Source organism: Streptomyces sp. CS113 (genome assembly GCF_002188365.1).
Taxonomy (GTDB): Bacteria; Actinomycetota; Actinomycetes; order Streptomycetales; family Streptomycetaceae; genus Streptomyces; species Streptomyces tendae.
In genome coordinates this window covers 5,022,273-5,039,481 of record NZ_KZ195574.1, presented here as the reverse complement: position 1 = coordinate 5,039,481, position 17,209 = coordinate 5,022,273, and the positions used below count along the sequence as shown (strand labels likewise).

The 17,209-nt window shown below is 72.8% G+C and carries 15 protein-coding genes; 10 read left to right on the top strand and 5 right to left on the bottom strand.

Annotation, left to right across the window (positions count from 1 at the left end):
• Positions 1-237 precede the first annotated feature (237 nt).
• The 6 genes from B9W62_RS22550 (at position 238) to mscL (ending at position 6,196) form a co-directional block, all read left to right on the top strand.
• Positions 238-1,857: a potassium/proton antiporter gene (locus tag B9W62_RS22550; protein ID WP_373433742.1), complete on the top strand. Its 1,620-nt coding sequence runs from the start codon at positions 238-240 to the stop codon at positions 1,855-1,857.
• Between the two features lie 293 nt (positions 1,858-2,150).
• Positions 2,151-3,416, top strand: a complete 1,266-nt coding sequence (locus B9W62_RS22545; protein WP_087808864.1) for an MFS transporter — start codon at positions 2,151-2,153, stop codon at positions 3,414-3,416.
• Positions 3,417-3,483: 67 nt separating this feature from the next.
• Complete coding sequence (locus tag B9W62_RS22540) at positions 3,484-3,810, top strand: FmdB family zinc ribbon protein (protein ID WP_087808863.1); 327 nt, start codon at positions 3,484-3,486, stop codon at positions 3,808-3,810.
• Between the two features lie 103 nt (positions 3,811-3,913).
• The gene (locus B9W62_RS22535) at positions 3,914-4,816 is read left to right on the top strand and encodes an S-methyl-5'-thioadenosine phosphorylase (protein ID WP_256976553.1); all 903 of its coding nucleotides are present in this window, start codon (positions 3,914-3,916) and stop codon (positions 4,814-4,816) included.
• A gap of 318 nt (positions 4,817-5,134) precedes the next feature.
• On the top strand, positions 5,135-5,614 hold the full coding sequence (locus B9W62_RS22530; protein ID WP_087808862.1) for a CpaB family protein: 480 nt from the start codon (positions 5,135-5,137) through the stop codon (positions 5,612-5,614).
• A gap of 111 nt (positions 5,615-5,725) precedes the next feature.
• Positions 5,726-6,196 carry a large conductance mechanosensitive channel protein MscL gene (gene mscL / locus B9W62_RS22525; RefSeq protein WP_087808861.1) on the top strand — a complete coding sequence of 157 codons (471 nt, stop codon included), beginning with the start codon at positions 5,726-5,728 and terminating at the stop codon, positions 6,194-6,196.
• Positions 6,197-6,212: 16 nt separating this feature from the next.
• Here the strand turns inward: mscL and B9W62_RS22520 are convergent, their stop codons facing one another.
• On the bottom strand, positions 6,213-6,389 hold the full coding sequence (locus B9W62_RS22520; protein ID WP_087808860.1) for a hypothetical protein: 177 nt from the start codon (positions 6,387-6,389) through the stop codon (positions 6,213-6,215).
• Positions 6,390-6,499: 110 nt separating this feature from the next.
• Here B9W62_RS22520 and B9W62_RS22515 point away from each other — a divergent pair, with 110 nt between their 5' ends.
• The 4 genes from B9W62_RS22515 (at position 6,500) to B9W62_RS22500 (ending at position 11,250) form a co-directional block, all read left to right on the top strand.
• Positions 6,500-7,732, top strand: a complete 1,233-nt coding sequence (locus tag B9W62_RS22515) for a low temperature requirement protein A (RefSeq protein WP_179236082.1) — start codon at positions 6,500-6,502, stop codon at positions 7,730-7,732.
• A gap of 202 nt (positions 7,733-7,934) precedes the next feature.
• Positions 7,935-8,966 (top strand): P1 family peptidase, encoded by a 1,032-nt coding sequence (locus tag B9W62_RS22510; protein WP_087808858.1) that lies wholly within the window; start codon positions 7,935-7,937, stop codon positions 8,964-8,966.
• Positions 8,967-9,102: 136 nt separating this feature from the next.
• On the top strand, positions 9,103-10,326 hold the full coding sequence (locus B9W62_RS22505; RefSeq protein WP_087808857.1) for a L,D-transpeptidase: 1,224 nt from the start codon (positions 9,103-9,105) through the stop codon (positions 10,324-10,326).
• A gap of 168 nt (positions 10,327-10,494) precedes the next feature.
• On the top strand, positions 10,495-11,250 hold the full coding sequence (locus B9W62_RS22500) for a DUF6227 family protein (protein WP_179235612.1): 756 nt from the start codon (positions 10,495-10,497) through the stop codon (positions 11,248-11,250).
• 32 nt (positions 11,251-11,282) lie between these two features.
• Here the strand turns inward: B9W62_RS22500 and B9W62_RS22495 are convergent, their stop codons facing one another.
• The 4 genes from B9W62_RS22495 to B9W62_RS22480 form a co-directional block, all read right to left on the bottom strand.
• Complete coding sequence (locus B9W62_RS22495; RefSeq protein ID WP_087808855.1) at positions 11,283-13,463, bottom strand: PTS fructose transporter subunit IIABC; 2,181 nt, start codon at positions 13,461-13,463, stop codon at positions 11,283-11,285.
• A 244-nt stretch (positions 13,464-13,707) separates the two neighbouring features.
• On the bottom strand, positions 13,708-14,655 hold the full coding sequence (pfkB, locus tag B9W62_RS22490; RefSeq protein WP_087808854.1) for a 1-phosphofructokinase: 948 nt from the start codon (positions 14,653-14,655) through the stop codon (positions 13,708-13,710).
• Positions 14,652-15,413, bottom strand: coding sequence for a DeoR/GlpR family DNA-binding transcription regulator (locus B9W62_RS22485; RefSeq protein WP_087808853.1), 762 nt, complete (start codon positions 15,411-15,413; stop codon positions 14,652-14,654). Before B9W62_RS22485 ends, pfkB begins: the two co-directional genes overlap by 4 nt.
• A 193-nt stretch (positions 15,414-15,606) precedes the next feature.
• A complete protein-coding gene (locus B9W62_RS22480) occupies positions 15,607-17,160 on the bottom strand; it encodes an MFS transporter (protein WP_087808852.1) in 1,554 nt (517 codons plus the stop codon).
• Between the last annotated feature and the right edge of the window lie 49 nt (positions 17,161-17,209).

Below are 17,209 nucleotides of genomic sequence, written 5' to 3'. Positions count from 1 at the left end.
CTGTCCTTGCTGTCCTAACACGAGCGGCAGGGGCGGGCTGTGCTTCGTACTGAGCGCCCGGCGCGGAACGCCGAACGCTGGAGCAACTCTAGGCGCAGGCCCGGCTCCGCCTTGACGCGGAGTCGGGTACAGGGACGCACGGGCGTTCGATCTTGCCAGGACCAGCGTCAAGAAAGCGTCAAGAGTTAGGTAAGGTAACGAAGTAGTTGCCCGCAGAGCATGCCGGATTCGTGTGCCATGGGGTGGTGCGCCGGTGCACCGCCGGGGTACGCCTCGCGCGCCGAGCGCGCGCTCACCCGCGCTGTGATCCATGCTGTGCGCCAGGGAAGGGAACGGCCGCTGACTGTCCACCACCTCAACCAGCTCCTGCTCGTCTGCTCGCTCGTCCTGCTCATCGCCGTGGCGGCGGTCCGGATCTCCTCGCGCAGCGGGCTCCCCAGCCTGCTCGTCTACCTGGCGATCGGCGTCGCCATGGGCCAGGACGGCATCGGCGACATCAAGTTCGACAACGCCGAACTGGTCCAGGTCATCGGCTACGGGGCCCTCGTCGTGATCCTGGCCGAGGGCGGACTCGGCACGAAGTGGAAAGAGGCGAAACCGGCCCTGCCGGCCGCCTCCGCGCTGGCCCTGGGCGGAGTGGCGGTGAGCGTCGGCGTGACCGCGGCGGGCGCGCACTACCTGACCGGTCTCGAGTGGCGGCAGGCACTGATCGTCGGAGCCGTGGTCTCCTCCACGGACGCCGCGGCCGTCTTCTCCGTGCTGCGCCGGATTCCGCTGCCCAAGCGGATAACGGGCACGCTGGAGGCCGAGTCCGGCTTCAACGACGCCCCGGTGGTCATCCTCGTGGTCGCCTTCTCCACGGCCGGTCCGATCGAGCACTGGTACGTGCTCATCGGCGAGATCGCCCTGGAGCTGGCCATCGGCGCGGCCATCGGACTCGCGGTCGGCTGGCTGGGGTCGTGGGGGCTGAAGCACGTGGCACTGCCCGCCTCCGGCCTCTACCCCATCGCCGTGATGTCGATCGCCATCGCGGCCTACGCGGCCGGCGCGATGGTCCACGGCAGCGGATTCCTGGCCGTCTACCTCGCCTCGATGGTCATGGGCAACGCACGGCTGCCGCACTGGCCCGCCACCCGGGGGTTCGCCGACGGGCTGGGCTGGCTCGCCCAGATCGGCATGTTCGTGCTGCTCGGCCTGCTGGTCACCCCGCACGAGCTGGGCGACGACATCCTGCCCGCCCTGGTCATCGGGCTGGTGCTCACCATGGTGGCGCGCCCGCTGAGCGTCGTGCTGTGCCTGGTGCCCTTCCGGGTGCCGTGGCAGGAGCAGGCCCTGATGTCGTGGGCCGGGCTGCGCGGCGCGGTGCCCATCATCCTGGCGACGATCCCCATGGTGGAGGGCGTCGCGGGCAGCCACCGCATCTTCAACATCGTCTTCGTGCTGGTCGTCGTCTACACCCTGGTGCAGGGTCCGACGCTGCCGTGGCTGGCCCGGAAGCTGCACCTGGGCACGGGGGACGAGGCGGCCGACCTCGGCATCGAGTCGGCGCCGCTGGAGCGGCTGCGCGGGCACCTGCTGTCGGTGACGATCCCCGAGGGTTCGAAGATGCACGGCGTCGAGGTCAACGAGCTGCGGCTGCCCACCGGGGCCGCCGTCACCCTGGTCGTCCGCGACGGGACGTCCTTCGTACCGCTGCCGACCACGGGGCTGCGCCGCGGCGACGAACTCCTGGTGGTCGCCACGGACCCGGTCCGGGACGCCGCCGAGGCGCGGCTGCGCGCGGTCGGCCACGGCGGCAAGCTGGCCGGCTGGCTGGGCACCGCGGGCACCGAGGCCGCCCGCCGCAATCGCAGGTGACCGTGCGAAGGGAGCCTCTTTCACAGGCCGCCGCAATCGCAGGTGACCGTGCGTGGGGTGCCCCCTTTCACAGGCCGCGCCCGTCGCACTCCCTGTACGATGAAGGCCGCACCTGATCGAACCACCTCTGTCTGAAGCAGAGCTGGCGCGACCGTATGGCGGCCGGATCGCCCCCTCATCCACGCGGGCTCCGGCATCTACCGCAGTCCGCGCAAGTGGACAGCTCTCGGCGCTCCCGTACGACCACATCACGCACCGGGACCGCGCTACCAGGCGGCAGAAAGGCACGGGCCGTGGCATCCACGGTCACCCGTCCGGGATACGGGCAGCTGCTGCGCACCCGCGGCGCCTGGACGTTCCTGCTCCCCGGCTTCGCGGCACGCCAGCCGTTCGCCATGCTCACGCTCTCCATCGTGCTGCTGGTGCAGCACACCACCGGCTCCTACGGCGTCGCGGGCGCCGCCGCGGCCGTCACCGGCGTCTCCATGGCCGTGTTCGCCCCGTACAGCGGCCGGCTCGCCGACCGCTACGGGCAGCGCGCCGTCCTGCTGCCCGGCGTGCTCGTGCACGCGGCGGCCGGCCTGACCCTGACCGCCCTCGCGCTCGCGGACGCGCCCCTGTGGGCGCTGTTCCTCGCGGCGGTGCCCACCGGTGCGTCGGTGCCGCAGGTCGGGCCCATGGTGCGGGCCCGCTGGGCCGCGCGGCTCAAGGACTCCCCGCTGCTGAGCACGGCGGCCGCCTTCGAGTCCGTCACCGACGAGCTGACCTTCGTCCTCGGTCCCCTGCTGGCCACCGCCCTGTGCACCGCCGTCGACCCGGCGGCGGGCCTGGTCACGGAGGCCGCGCTCACCCTGGTGGGCGGTCTGCTGTTCGCCGCGCGGAAGAGCACCCAGCCCGTCGTGGGTGGCGCCGACGGCGGCCACGCGCGCGTGGAGCACGTTTCCGCGCTGCGCGTCCCCGGCGTGCGCGTGCTGATCGTCGTCTTCCTGGGCATCGGTTCCGTCTTCGGCGGCATGCAGGTGTCGCTGGCGGCGTTCACCGAGTCGATCGGCGAGCCCGGTCTGAACGGCGTCCTGTACGGCGTCTTCGCGGCGGGCAACATGATCTCCGGCCTGGCCTGCGGCGCCATCGCCTGGAAGGTGGCCCCGCAGCGGCGCCTCCTGGTCGGCTACGCCGCCCTCGCACTGACCGCGTCCGGCCTGTGGGCCGCGCACTCGGTACTCGTGCTGGCCGGTCTCGGCCTGCTGGTCGGCATGTGCATCGCGCCCGCCATCGTCACCGGGTACACCCTGGTCGAGGGCCTGGTCCCGGCGGGCGCCCGTACCGAGGCCTTCACCTGGCTGACCGGCGCCGTCGCGCTGGGCCAGGCGGCGGCCGTGACCGTCGCCGGACAGCTGGAGGACCGCTGGTGGGGCGGCGCCGGATTCCTGGTGCCGATGGGCGGCACGGTCCTGGCGCTGGTGGTCCTGGTGGCGCTGCGCTCGCGGCTGGCGACCCGGCCCCACGGCCGCACGGTCGCACGTGGTGTCGGTCACCGCGCGCCCGCCACAGTGGACTGATCCCGAGGAATAGGTCACTATAGACCGTCGTTAGCACTCATCGAGTGAGAGTGCCAGGAGGAAGACAGTGCCGACGTACCAGTACCAGTGCACCGAGTGCGGCGAGGGCCTCGAGGCGGTGCAGAAGTTCACCGACGACGCCCTCACCGAGTGCCCGAACTGCCAGGGCCGCCTGAAGAAGGTGTTCTCGGCCGTAGGCATCGTCTTCAAGGGTTCCGGCTTCTACCGCAACGACAGCCGCGGCAGCTCGTCGAGCAGCTCGCCGGCGTCGTCGTCCTCGAAGGCGGCCTCGTCGTCGGCTTCTTCGTCGTCGGACTCGGGCTCGTCGTCCTCGTCCTCGTCGTCGTCCTCCTCGGGCTCCGGCAGTTCCTCCGCCGGCTCCACCGCCGCGTAGCAGCCGCTTCTCACCGCCCGCGCGGGACACCGTTCCTTACGAGACCCTGTCGTCGTCCGACGACGGGGTCCTCGGCGTGGTGCGGGCCGGTTAGGGTGCGGGCATGGCGAACAAGGTGACGGCCGAGCAGGTGCAGGCCGAGCAGGTGCGGGCCGAGAACACACAGGCCGAGGGCGTGCGTGCCGAGATCGGCGTGATCGGGGGCTCCGGGTTCTACTCGTTCCTCGACGACGTCACCGAGGTCCGGGTGGACACCCCCTACGGACCGCCCAGCGACTCCCTCTTCGTCGGCGAGGTCGCCGGCCGGCGGGTCGCTTTCCTCCCCCGGCACGGCCGCGGCCACCATCTGCCGCCGCACCGGATCAACTACCGCGCCAATCTGTGGGCGCTGCGCTCGGTGGGTGCGCGCCAGGTCTTCGGCCCGTGCGCCGTCGGCGGTCTGCGCCCCGAGTACGGGCCGGGGACGCTGCTGGTGCCGGACCAGTTCGTCGACCGCACGCAGTCCCGCCCGTCGACCTATTTCGACGGGCTGCCGCTGCCCGAGGGCACGGTGCCCAACGTGGTGCACGTGTCGCTGGCCGACCCGTACTGCCCCACCGGACGGGCCGCCGCGTTGAAGGCGGCCCGGGGGCGGGGGTGGGAGCCCGTGGACGGCGGCACCCTGGTCGTGGTCGAGGGGCCCCGCTTCGGGACCCGCGCGGAGTCCCTGTGGCACCGGGCGCAGGGCTGGTCGGTGGTGGGCATGACCGGCCACCCGGAGGCGGCTCTCGCCCGCGAGCTGGAGCTCTGCTACACCTCGCTGACCCTGGTGACCGACCTCGACGCCGGTGCGGAGAGCGGCGAGGGCGTCTCGCACGAGGAGGTGCTGCGGGTGTTCGCGGCGAACGTCGACCGGCTGCGGGGCGTCCTGTTCGACGCGGTGGCCGCGTTGCCCGCCACCGGCGAGCGGGACTGCCCGTGCGGGGCGGCGCTGGGCGGGATGGACCCGGGGATCGCGCTGCCGTAGGGGGTGCGCTGGGGGCGGGGCATCGGAACGGCTCGTTCCGGTGAGGGAGTTTTCCACAACCGGTCGGTAGTGCACGGGCTCCGGCGGGGCCGGGCGAAAAGGCTCATCGTGGGAGCGCAAGCCGGTCCCTCGTCCCAGGTGGTGGTCACCGTGTTCCGTCCCGCCCTGCCTTCCCTTCCCGCGTCCTCCTCCCCCTCCCCCTCGTTCCCCTCTTCCTCTTCCTCGTTCCCCTCCCCCTCGCCCTCTTCCTCGTTCCCCTCACCCTCGGCGTTCCCGTCCCCGCTTCCGCCCGGCACCGACGCGCCGCCCACCTGCGAGGTGCCGCACTTCGCGCCGGTGCGGGTGCGCGGCGGGCGCCGTGCCCTGCACCGGCTCGTGGCGCACCGGCGGCGCGCCCTGGCCGCCGGGCTCGCCGTCACCGCCGCCGCGCTGGTGGCGGCGGGCCCGCATCCGGGGTCCGGCGGGCCGGACGCGCGGCGGGCTCGAGGACACCCGGTGGCCGATCCGGTGGGCGAACGCCACGGCACCCGGCTGGTGGCGGCCCCGGTGCGCATCGCCGACGCGGGTACGGTGCGGCTGCTCAGGCCGGGCGACCGGGTCGACGTCGTCGCGACCGGCGCGGGCGGTACGGGCGACGCCTCCGTGATCGCGCGCGGTGTGCGGGTGACGAAGGTGCCGGAGCCCGAGGCGGACCTGGCGGCGGGCGGGGCGCTGGTCGTCGTCTCGGTGCCGCGCGCCACCGCGCACCGGCTGGTCGGCGCGGGTACCACGGAGCGGTTGGCGGTGACTCTGTGCTGAGCCGGTCAAGTCCCTCGTTCGAGGGATCGGATTGGACAGGACGGCCCAACGCTGTCGTAGGTTGCGGAGCGTTTGGTTCCTGCACCTGTTCAAGCGAGGAGTGCTCCCACCGTGAGCGAGAAGAACGAGCCGAGCGTCTGGCAGGGCTTCAAGGCCTTCCTGATGCGCGGCAACGTCATCGACCTGGCGGTGGCGGTCGTCATCGGCGCCGCCTTCACCAAGATCGTCAACTCGGTGGTGGACGGGGTCATCAACCCGTTGGTCGGGGCGTTCGGCACGCAGAGCCTGGACAGTTACAGCTCCTGCCTCAAGGGCCCGTGCACCGGGACCGGCGACAGCGCGACGGGCGTCAGGATCCTGTGGGGCTCGGTGCTGGGTGCCACCCTCACGTTCCTGATCACGGCGGCCGTCGTCTACTTCCTGATGGTGCTGCCCATGTCGAAGTACCTGGCGCGGCAGGAGGCCCGCCGCAAGGCGAAGGAGAGCGCCGAGGAGGTCATCGAGGTCTCCGAGCTGGAGGTGCTCAAGGAGATCCGCGACGCGCTGGTCGCCCAGCGCGGTTCGGGGCACGACCGCACGTAGGGCTCGGCCCCGCGGCTCACAGGTGGTGGGGCGGCTTCTCGTCGAGGAAGCGCTTGAGGTCGCCCGCGCTGTCGCCCTCGGGCCGCTCGCCCCAGCCGCGGTCGGTGTCGTCCGAGCTCTGCTGGTCCAGCGGGTCGTCGAAGACCAGCGCGGGCCGGGGGGCCGGGGTCTCGGGGTCGGGGGTGGTACTCATGCTCCCAGGGTACGGCTCGCTCCATGGGCGGCGTCCCCTGCGCCCCGCCCCTCCCGGCGGCGGGGCCCGTGTGCAAGCACCTCCACGTCTCTGCTGTGCTGGGAGCCATGATGTCCAGTTACTCCTCCGCGAGCGCGCCTTCCGGGCCGCAGCCCGAAGACCACCCTCCGGTGCGCCGGCTCAAGGCCCGCCACCGGCACGAACAGCACCGCGTCGCCACGCCGCTGGAGCTCTTCTTCGACCTCTGCTTCGTCGTGGCCATCGCCCAGGCGGGCGTCCAGCTGGTGCACGCCGTCGCGGAGGGACATGCCGGCGAGGGTGTCCTCAACTACGCGATGGTCTTCTTCGCCATCTGGTGGGCGTGGATGAACTTCACCTGGTTCGCCTCGGCGTACGACAACGACGACGTCCTCTACCGGGTCGTGACGCTGGTCCAGATCGCCGGCGTGCTGGTCCTGGCGGCGGGGGTGTCCCGGGCCTTCGAGGACCAGGACTGGGTGGCCGTCGTCATCGGCTACGTGATCATGCGGGTCGCCATGGCGGCGCAGTGGCTCAGGGCGAGCCGGTCCGCCGCGACGCCGGAGAGCACCATGGCCCGGACCTACTCGGCCGGTGTGCTGCTCTGCCAGATCGGCTGGCTGGGGCTGCTGTTCCTGCCGGAGGGCAGCCGCGGCTGGCTGTTCCTGGTGATGGTGGTGCTGGAGCTGTGCGTGCCGGCGATCGCCGAGCGCAAGCACCCGTCGTCCTGGCATCCGCACCACATCTCCGAGCGGTACGGGCTGCTCACGATCATCGTGCTCGGGGAGACCATCGCCGCGGCCACGGTCGCGGTGAAGTCCGGCATCGAGGAGAACGACGCGCTGGGCGAGGTGCTCCCGATCGCGGCCGGTGGACTGCTGATCGTCTTCGCGGCCTGGTGGATCTACTTCGTCGTGCCCGTCCACAGCTACCTCAAGTCCAGCAGACAGTCCTTCCTGTGGGGTTACGGCCACTATCTGGTGTTCGCCTCGGCGGCGGCGATCGGGGCGGGGCTGGAGGTGGCGGTGGAGCAGGCCGTGGGCAAGGCGCACATCTCCACGCTCGCGGCGTCCGCCGCGGTGACCCTGCCGACGGCGGTGTTCCTGCTCACGGTGTGGGCGTTGCACGCGCGGCACTTCAAGGTGGGCCTCGCCGAGCAGCTGGTGCTGCCGGTGGCCGCGCTCCTGGTGCTCGGCTGCACCTTCCTGGGCGGCCAGGCGGTGCTCGTCGCGGGGATCGTCCTGGCCCTGACCGTGGCGGCCGGGGTGTCGCTGACCGCGTGGCGCACCGAGCGGGAGCGGCGCACGACGGCACCGGCGGCCTGAGACCCGGCCGCAGCCCCGCCGGAAACCGCCTGGGCCCGCCAAGATCCGCCCGGGCCCGCCGGGGTCCACCGGGGTCCGCCCGGGCCTGCCGGGGCCCGCCGGGGTCCACCGGGGTCCGCCCGGGCCTGCCCGGGCTGGCCAATATTTGCCGGGCCTCAGGCGGCTCCCGTGCCGTCGCCGGTGGCTGGACGAGACTGGCGGTATGACAGTTGACGCATTGACGGATGTCGCCGGTCTGCTGGTGGGGCACGCGACGCGGACCGGGGACGGGTGGCTGACGGGGACGACGGTGGTGCTCGCGCCGGAGGGCGGGGCGGTCGCCGGTGTCGATGTGCGCGGCGGCGGTCCCGGCACCAAGGAGACCGACGCCCTCGATCCGCGCAACCTCGTGCAGAAGGTCCAGGCGGTGGTGCTGACCGGCGGCAGCGCCTACGGGCTCGACGCGGCCTCGGGCGTGATGGCCTGGCTGGAGGAGCGGGGGCGCGGGGTACGGGTCGGTCCCGACCCGGCGCACGTGGTGCCGGTGGTGCCCGCGGCCTGCGTCTTCGACCTGGGGCGCGGCGGCGACTTCCGGGCCAGGCCGGACGCGTCCACCGGCTACGCGGCGGCGGAGGCGGCGTACGCGAGCGCGCCGGGCGGCGAGGTGGCCGAGGGGTGCGTCGGGGCGGGCACGGGTGCCGTGGTCGGCACCCTCAAGGGCGGCGTGGGCACCGCGAGCACCGTGCTGGACTCCGGGGTCACGGTGGCGGCGCTGGTGGTGGCCAACGCGGCGGGTTCGGTGACGGACCCGGAGACGGGGGTGCTGTACGGGGAGTTGTTCCGCGGCGGGCGGGTGGAGTATCCGGCGCCGGACGTGCACGAGGCCGCGGGGCGGCAGCTGGCCGAGGTCGCGGCGAGGAACGCGATGCCGCCGCTGAACACCACGCTCGCCGTGGTCGCGACCGACGCCGGCCTGTCCAAGGCGCAGGCGCAGAAGCTGGCCGGCACCGCGCACGACGGCATCGCCCGCGCCGTACGGCCCGTGCACCTGCTCAGCGACGGGGACACGGTGTTCGCCCTGGCGACCGGGGAGCGGCCGCTGGACGCCGGGCAGCCGCTCGCGCTGAACGAGGTGCTGGCGGCGGGCGCGGACGTGGTGACGCGCGCGATCGTGCGCGCGGTCCGGGCCGCCGAGCCGGTGGACGGTCCGGGCGGGGCCTGGCCGTCGTACGGGCAGCTGTACGGGGGCAGTTGACCCGGCGGCGTTGCGATTGTCCGGGTTTTGTCACGTGTCGGCGTTCCCGGCGGCCGGGTGGGAACCCCAGGGGCCACCGGAGCCCTCTACACGGCTGAAGCGGAACACCGCACAACACCCGAACCTGGAGCAGCCCGTGACAACGCCGGACATAGCCACGCGGCGCGTACTGGGGGCCTGTGCCGCCCTGGTGGTCGGCGCCCTCACCCTCACCGCCTGCGGCGGAAGCGCCAGTGCCGACGACAAGAAGGACGGCAAGGGCGGTGCCGGGGGAGCCGACACCTCGGTCGCCAAGCTCGTGATCTCGGCCAAGGACGGCTCGACCGGCGCCTCGATCAACTCGACCGGTGTGAAGGTCAGCGACGGCACGCTGACCGAGGTGAGGATGACCGTCGCGGAGACGGGTGCCGCCGTACCGGGCGCGGTGTCCGGCGACGGCGGCACCTGGAAGCCCAAGGAGCAGCTGGAGCGGGGCACGAAGTACCGCATCACGGCGCAGGCGAAGGACGACAACGGCCGCACGGCCGCCGCCGACTCGGTCTTCACGACCGTCTCCTCGGACAACAGCTTCGTCGGCACGTACACCCCGGACGGCGGCAGCACCGTCGGGGTGGGGATGCCGGTGTCGTTCACGTTCGACAAGGCGATCACCGACAAAAAGAGCGTGCAGTCGCGCATCGAGGTCACCTCCAGCAGCGGGCAGAAGGTGGTCGGGCACTGGTTCGGCGGGCAGCGGCTCGACTTCCGACCCCAGGAGTACTGGAAGGCCGGCTCCAAGGTCACGATGAAGATCGACCTGGACGGCGTGGAGGGCGCGAACGGCGTCTACGGCGTGCAGAAGAAGACCGTCACCTTCACCGTGGGCCGCGCGCAGGTCTCCACGGTGGACGCGAACACGCAGACCATGACGGTGGTGCGCGACGGCAAGACGCTCAAGTCGGTGCCGATCTCGGCGGGCAGCGCCGCGAACCCGACGTACAACGGGCAGATGGTGATCTCGGAGAAGTCCGAGCAGACGCGGATGAACGGGTCGACGGTCGGGTTCGGCGGCGAGTACGACATCCCGGACGTGCCGCACGCGATGCGGCTGAGCCAGTCCGGCACCTTCATCCACGGCAACTACTGGTACAACCGCGGCAATCCGCCCTTCGGCTCCCAGGGCACCAGCCACGGCTGCGTCGGACTGGCGGACGCCCAGGGCGCGCAGGGCGACACCCCGGGCAAGTGGTTCTACGACAACTCGCTCGTCGGGGACGTCGTGATCGTCAAGAACTCCCCGGACGACACCGTCGCGCCGGACAACGGCCTCAACGGCTGGAACATGCCCTGGAGCGAGTGGACCGCCCAAAGCGCGGCCTGATCCGCCGGTGAGCAGGGTTTTTTGACGGTTCGTCGGGCCGCGCGGAAACTTTTCGCGCGGCCCCCACGTTTTTCGTGCGTACGTTTTCTCGGTTCCCGGACATGATGTCCGACCGAGGGGCTACGGTATGCACCCACAAGGTGACATGCAGCAACGCCGGGAGAAACCTTGAGCGTTCCGTACGAGACGGCAGCGTACGAACCACCCGAGTCGCCCGAGTCTCCGGAGGAGCACCTCATGCGGCTGCTCGGACGCGCCCTGAACTCGTTCGAGCTGCCCGACGAGACGATACGGCGACTGGACTGCGCGCTGGCGCACGACGGTTCCCTGCACTCCGCGCACCACAGCGCGGGGCTGCACCGCGAGACGTACCGGCACACCTGGCTGCTCGCCGACGGTTCGGCGCTCACACTCTGGGAGCTGGTCCACAACACCACCCCGGGCGGCGAGCCGCAGCACGAGGTCTACGTCGACGAGGAGGAGCTGCGTACCGCCGGCTCCCGGCTGGCCCTGCCGCCCGACACCCCCGATTTCGAGCTGCCGGTGCAGGTTCAGGTGCAGCTGTCGCCCGTGCCCGCCCCGCGCCATGTCTACGTCCCCGACGCCTCCGCGGACCACGCCCGCCGGCTGCTGCGCCGCGCGGAGAACGCGGACCGGCCCGACGCGGACCTCGCCGACCGGCTGACGACGGCGTGCGGGCACCAGATCATCCAGGCTTTCGGCGGTCCCGGCCGGGCGGGCCGCGCCCGGATCGGCTTCTCGCTCTACGAGCACGCGTTCCTGCTGCGCGACGGCGCGGAGGTCTCCCTGTGGGAGGTCGAGCACACGGCCACGCCGGACGGACGCCACATGTGCGAGGTGTACGACAGCGAGGACACGGCCCGCCGGGCCATGGAGCGGCGCGCGGCACAGGTCTCCCCGTAGCGCGCCCCGCTCCCCCGCTCCCCCGCCGCCTCCTACGCGGCCACCGGCTGCTTGGCTCCGGGCGTCGGGGCCGACGGGTCCGCGCCCCCGCCGGGACCCTGGGCCGACGTGCCCGTCACCGGCTTGCGCAGCCCCTTGAGGACGATCACCAGGGCCGTGGTGACACAGACACCGGCCGCGATGGCGACGAGGTAGAGCAGCGGGTTGCCGATCAGCGGGACCACGAAGACGCCGCCGTGCGGGGCGCGCAGGGTCGCCCCGAAGGCCATCGACAGGGCGCCGGTGATCGCGCCGCCCACCATCGAGGACGGGATGACGCGCAGCGGGTCGGCCGCGGCGAACGGGATCGCGCCCTCGGAGATGAAGGAGGCGCCCAGCACCCAGGCGGCCTTGCCGTTCTCGCGCTCGGCGGCGTTGAAGAGCCGGCCGCGGACCGTGGTGGCCAGGGCCATCGCCAGCGGCGGGACCATGCCGGCCGCCATCACCGCCGCCATGATCTTCATCGCCGAGTCGCTGGGGCTGGCGACCGCGATGCCCGCGGTGGCGAAGGTGTAGGCGACCTTGTTGACGGGGCCGCCGAGGTCGAAGCACATCATCAGGCCGAGCAGCGCGCCGAGCAGGACCGCGTTGGCGCCGGACAGACCGTTGAGCCAGTCGGTCATCCCCTTCTGCGCGGACGCGATGGGCTTGCCGATCACGACGAACATCAGGAACCCGACGACCGCCGCCGAGACCAGCGGGATCACCACCACCGGCATGATGCCGCGCAGCGCCTTCGGTATCGGTACCCGCTGGATCGCCAGCACCACCGCACCGGAGATCAGACCGGCCGCCAGACCGCCGAGGAAGCCCGCGTTGATGGTGAGCGCGATCGAGCCGCCGACGAAGCCGGGGACCAGGCCCGGCCGGTCGGCCATGCCGTAGGCGATGTAGCCGGCCAGCACGGGGACGAGGAAGGCGAAGGCCACGCCGCCGATCTGGAAGAGCAGCGCCGCCCAGCTGTCCGCCTGGGTCCACGTGAAGTGGTCCATCACGGAGGGCGCCTTGTTGATCTCGTAGCCGCCGATCGCGAAGCCCAGGGCGATCAGCAGGCCGCCCGCGGCGACGAACGGGACCATGTAACTGACGCCGGACATCAGCCACTTGCGGAGCTTGGTGCCGTACCCCTCGCCGGACTCGCCGCCGCGTTCGACGGGTGTCGCCGCGCCGGAACCGGCCGGGCCGTCCGCGGCGGCCGCCGTGAACTCGCCGCGGGCCGCCTTGTCGCGGACCTCGCCGATCAGCTCGCCGGGCCGGTTGATGGCCGCCTTCACGCCGGTGTCGACGGTCGGTTTCCCGGCGAAGCGGTCCTTCTCGCGCACGGCCACGTCGTGGGCGAGGATCACGCCGTCCGCCGCCGCGATCACCGCCGGGTCGAGCCGGGTGAACCCGGCCGAGCCCTGGGTCTCGACGACGACTTCGACGCCCTCCTCGCGGCCCGCGTTCTCCAGCGACTCGGCCGCCATGTAGGTGTGCGCGATGCCGGTGGGGCAGGAGGTGACGGCAACGATCCGGAACGGGCGCGCGGGCTCGGCGGGCCGCGGTGTCTCGTCGCTGCCGACCGTGGCGGCCCCGGCGGAGGCCGCCGCCGGGACCGCCACGGAGTCCTGGCCGCCCACGGAACCGGCCTCGGAGCCACCCTCGGCCCCGGCACCGTCCCCGTCCCCGTCCCTGTCCCTGTCCCTGTTCCCGGCACCGTCCCTGTCCCCGGCACCGGCGTCCGCGCCGGCCGGCTCCTCGCCGCGGATCAGCGCGGCGGCGGCCGCCGCGTCGCCCGCCGAGCGCAGCGCGGTGGTGAACTCGGCGTTCATCAGCTGCCGGGCCAGCGAGGAGAGAATCGTCAGGTGGGCGTCGTCGGCGCCCGCCGGAGCGGCGATCAGGAAGATCAGGTCGGCCGGTCCGTCCGCCGCCCCGAAGTCGACGCCGGCCGCGCTGCGCCCGAAGGCGAGCGTCGGCTCGGTGACGTGCTCGCTGCGGCAGTGCGGGATGCCGATGCCACCGTCGAGGCCGGTCGGCATCTGCGCCTCGCGGGCGGCCACGTCGGCGAGGAAGCCCTCCAGGTCGGTCACCCGGCCCAGGGCCGCCATCCGCTCCGCGAGGGCACGCGCCGCCGCTTCCTTGGTGTCGGCGGACAGGTCGAGGTCGACCAGATCCGCGGTGATCATGTCGCTCATCGCGGGCTCCTTAGCTCGCGTATCGCCCGGAACGTGGGGTGAGGGGCGGGGGCGGGGAGGGGGACGAAGGCCCAGCGGTGCGGGCCGGGGGCACAGCGGTGGGGCATGAAGGCCCAGCGGTCAGGGCCGGGGGCACAGCGGTGAGGGCCGGAGGCAAAGCGGTGGGGGCCGGGGGCACGGCGGTGGGGGCCGGGGACCGCTCCGGGGAGGGAGCCGTGGGACGGGTCGTGGGCGAGGCCGGTGATCATGACGCCGGCTCCTTCAGTACGCGGTTCACCGGCACCTCGGCCGTGACCGTCACGGCCGCCGGGTCCAGGTCGTACGGCGTCGGCATCACGCTGCCCGGCAGCTGGACGGCGGCGGCACCGTGCGCGACGGCCGAGGCGAGGGCGCCGGGCCCCGACCCGCCGGCGACGAGGAAACCGGCGAGGGAGGAGTCCCCGGCGCCGACGTTGCTGCGTACGGCGTCCACCCGGGCGGTGCCGAACCAGGTGCCCGCGTCGTCCACGAGCAGCTGCCCGTCGGCGCCCAGGCTGGCGAGCACGGAACGGGCGCCCAGCTCCCGCAGCTCCTCCGCGGCCTTCACGGCGTCACCGACCGTGGCCAGCGGACGTCCGACGGCCTCGGCCAGCTCCTCGGCGTTCGGCTTGACCACGTCGGGCCGCTCGCGCAGCGCCCGCAGCAGAGCCGGTCCCGAGGTGTCCAGGGCGATGCGGACCCCGGCGGCGTGCGCCCGGGCGACCAGGTCGGCGTACCAGGACGGGGCGAGCCCGCGGGGCAGGCTGCCGCAGCAGGCGATCCAGTCCGCGCCGGGCGACTGGCGCCGCACCGTCTCCAGGAGCAGTTCCCGTTCGGCCGGGGAGAGTTCGGGACCCGGCGCGTTGATCTTCGTCAGGACGCCGTCGGCCTCGGCGAGCGCGATGTTGGACCGGGTGGGCCCGGTGATCGGCACCGGCGCGACCTCGATGCCCTGCGCGTCGAGCAGGTCGGCGACGAGCGCGCCCGGCGCCCCGCCCAGCGGCAGCACCGCGACGGTGCGCTGCCCGGCGGCGGTCACCGCGCGCGAGACGTTCACGCCCTTGCCGCCGGGGTCGACCCGCTCGCCGGTGGCGCGGACGACCTCGCCGCGGTCGAGGGAGGGCACCTCGTAGGTGCGGTCCAGCGACGGGTTGGGGGTGACGGTCAGGATCATGCGCGTACTACTTCCGTGCCGGCGCGCTCGATGTCGCCCGCGTCCTCGGGGGTCAGTCCGGTGTCGGTGATCAGCAGGTCCACGTCGTCCAGGGCGCCGAAGCGGGCGAAGTGCTCCTGGGCGTACTTGGAGGAGTCGGCGAGCAGCACCACGCGCCGGGCGGCGGTCAGCGCGGCCCGCTTGACGGCGGCCTCGGCGAGGTCGGGGGTGGTCAGTCCGTGCTCCACGGAGAACCCGTTGGCCGCCACCACGGCCACGTCGGCGCGGATCTCGCCGTACGCGCGCAGCGCCCAGGCGTCCACGGCGGCCCGCGTACGGTGCCGCACGCGCCCTCCGACCAGGTGGAGCTGGATGCCGGGGTGGTCGGCGAGGCGGGCCGCGATGGGCAGGCTGTGGGTGACCACGGTCAGCGCGGCCTCCGGCGGGATCGCCGCCGCCATGCGGGCCACCGTGGAACCGGCGTCGAGGATCAGCGTGCCCTCGGCCGGCAGTTCGGCGAGGGCGGCCCGGGCGATGCGGTCCTTCTCGTCGGCGGCGGTGGACTCCCGCTCGGCGAGGTCCGGTTCGAAGTCGAGCCGCCCGGCGGGGATCGCGCCGCCGTGCACCCGGCGGAGCAGACCGGCGCGGTCGAGTGCCTTGAGGTCGCGGCGGATGGTCTCCGCCGTCACCTGGAACTCCTCGGCCAACGACACCACGTCCACCCGGCCGCCGTCCCGGGCGAGCCGGAGGATCTCCTGCTGCCGCTCCGGTGCGTACATGACCGTTCACCTCCGACCCGTGCCCGAACCTGTGGTTTCGCTCGGAGGCTACGCCCGGTTGTCCGGAATGTAAACAGGAGACAGAAGCATTCGGACACAAGCAGGCATGAACGGGCATTGACATGAGGGAGGGCGGGTCCGGCACCTTCCTGCCGGACCCGCCCCTGTCCACCGTCCCGTCGCGCGTCCGCGCTCAGACCAGCGCGGGCTCCTTCTCCTCCGCCCGGTCCTCGGCCGGGCCGCCTTCCACGTGCTGGGCCGGCCGCCGGGGCAGCGCGAACATCAGCAGGAAGATGACGGCCAGCACCCCGGCCACCCACCCCAGCGCGTGCTGGAAGGCGTCCACGTAGGCGGGGCCGACGCGGGCGGGGGTGAGGCGGTCGCTCATCGTGCCGAAGAAAACCACCGACACCAGCCCGAGTCCGAGCGCGTTGCCCATCTGCTGCACGGTGTTGATGAGGCCCGACGCCGACCCGGCGTGCTCGCGCGGCACCTGGGAGAGCACCGCGTCGGTCAGCGGCGCGACGATCAGTCCCATGCCGAGGCCCATCACGGCCAGCGGCAGCGCCATCTGCCAGGAGGTGATGGCGAGCCCGTAGCGCCCGGACTCCCAGATGTAGAGGAGCACTCCGGCCGCCATCACCAGCGCGCCCGCCTGGAGCACCTTGCGCCCGAACCTCGGGACGAGCTTCTGCACCGAGATGCCGGCGGCCGTGGACACGGCAATCGAGAACGGTACGCCGGTCAGCCCGGCCCGCAGCGGGGTCCAGCCGAGGCCCACCTGCATGTACAGCGTCCAGACCAGGAAGAAGACGCCGAGACCGACCCCGAAGACGGTCTGCACGGCGATGCCGGCTGCGAAGCTCTTGACCTTGAACAGCGACAGCTCCACCAGCGGCGAACCGTCCCGCGCGCTCTTGCGCCGCTCGTAGGCGACCAGGGCCGCGAGGACCACGAGCGAGCCGGCCATCGACAGGTGTCCCCACAGCGGCCAGCCCAGCTCCTCGCCCCGGGTGAGCGGGTAGATCAGCATCAGCAGGCCCAGGGTGACCAGCGCGACCCCCACCAGGTCCAGCCGGAGCGCGCGCGGCGCCTTCGACTCCGTGATGAAGCGGCTGCCGAGGACGAGGCCCGCGATGCCGACGGGCAGGTTGATGAGGAAGATGGGCCGCCATTCGAGCCCGAACAGGTTCCACTCGGTGAGCAGGGCGCCCAGCAGCGGACCGGACACGGCCCCGAGGCCGACGATCGCGCCGAACAGGCCGAAGACCTTGCCGCGTTCGTGCGCCGGGAAGGTGGCGTGCACGATCGACAGGACCTGCGGCACCATCAGCGCCGCCATGCCGCCCTGGAGGATGCGGGAGGCGACCAGCATCTCCGGGTTCACGGCGAGGCCGCACAGCGCCGAGGCCAGGGTGAAGCCGCCGATGCCGACGAGGAAGACCCGCTTGCGGCCGTGGATGTCACCGAGCCGCCCGCCGGTGATCAGACCGGCCGCGAAGGCCAGGGCGTACCCGGCGGTGATCCACTGGATCTGGCTGAACGAGGCGCCCTCGTCCTGCTGGATCGAGGGGATGGCGATGTTGACGATGGTGACGTCCACCAGGTCCATGAACGCCGCGGTCATCACGATCGCGAGGGCGAACCAGCGACGCCGGTCGCCTGCGGCGGGCGCGGCGGGCACAGCGGGCACGACGGGTGGGACAGGCGGGACGGGAGCCTGGTCCGGGCTCTGCTTGGAGGTCATGGAAGGAACCTAGGAGGCCAGTAGGTCGGATCGTGTCCTATATCTGCGG